At 58.7% G+C, this 1,135-nt stretch carries 1 protein-coding gene; it reads right to left on the reverse strand.

The window, feature by feature from the left end:
- A protein-coding gene (locus tag AC27VQ_RS25815) for an IS3 family transposase (RefSeq protein WP_488718580.1) occupies positions 1-1,132 on the reverse strand; the annotation gives its coding sequence in 2 pieces (ribosomal slippage) (positions 1-868 and positions 868-1,132; 1,133 coding nt annotated over the 2 pieces). This gene is flagged as partial in the annotation.
- Positions 1,133-1,135: the final 3 nt, after the last annotated feature.

Here is a 1,135-nt window from a genome sequence, read left to right on the forward strand (position 1 = left end):
GCCGGGGTTGATGCCGGTCCGTTCTGACGCGGCCACACGGTGGCTTCGGGTGCTGGTGGCTTGTAGTTCAGTGATGAGTGCGGACGCACGGTGTTGTAGTGCTGCCGCCATCCCTCGATGATGATCTTCGCCTCCTTGAGCGTGTAGAAGATTTCTCCGTTGAGCAGTTCGTCCCTGAGTTTCGAGTTGAAACTCTCGCAGTAGCCGTTCTCCCACGGGCTGCCCGGCATGATGTAGGCCGTCTTGGCACCGACCAGCGCAATCCATTCCCTCAAAGCCTTGGCAATGAATTCCGGACCATTGTCGGAACGAATATGTGCCGGGATGCCGCGCAGGATGAAGAGGTCGGAAAGCACATCGATGACATCGACGGCCTTTAGTTTTCTCTCGACCCTTATGGCGATGCATTCTCGCGTGAACTCGTCGAGCACGTTTAACATGCGGATTTTCTTTCCATTGTGCGTGCGGTCCTCGACAAAATCGTAGGACCAGACATGGTTGGGGTATTCCGGCCGAAGCCGGATGCACGAGCTGTCGTTCAGCCAGAGCCGACCGCGCTTGGGTTGCCTGTAGGGAACCTTCAGCCCCTCCCGTCGCCATATCCGCTCAACCCGTTTGACGTTCACGATCCAGCCAGCCTGGTGCAGCATCGCCGTGATGCGGCGATATCCATATCGGCCATATTGGAGGGCGAGCGCTGTGATGTCGGCGGTCAATGCCACCTCGTCATCCGGTGTCTTTGCGATTTTGCGTTGCGTGGAGCGATGCTGGCCGAGAACCCGGCATGCCCGTCGTTCGGACACGCCCAGTTCTGCGGTGATATGGTCCACGCACGCACGGCGGCGGGCGGGGCTTAGAAGTTTCCCCTGGCGGCCTCCGCCAGGATCATCTTGTCCAGGGTCAGGTCGGAAACAGCCCGCCGAAGCCGGGCATTCTCGGTCTCCAATTCCTTCAGGCGCTTCACCTGATCGCCCTTCAGGCCACCGTATTCTGCGCGCCAGCGGTAATATGTAACTTCCGTCACGCCTATCGAACGGATCGCCTCCGCCATCGATTTGCCTTGGGAATTCAGCACGTCAACCTGACGCAACTTCGTGACGATCTCTTCCGCCTTGTGTCTTTTCGCTGCCATTTC

This window comes from Shinella sp. 20P9.1.1, assembly GCF_057798995.1.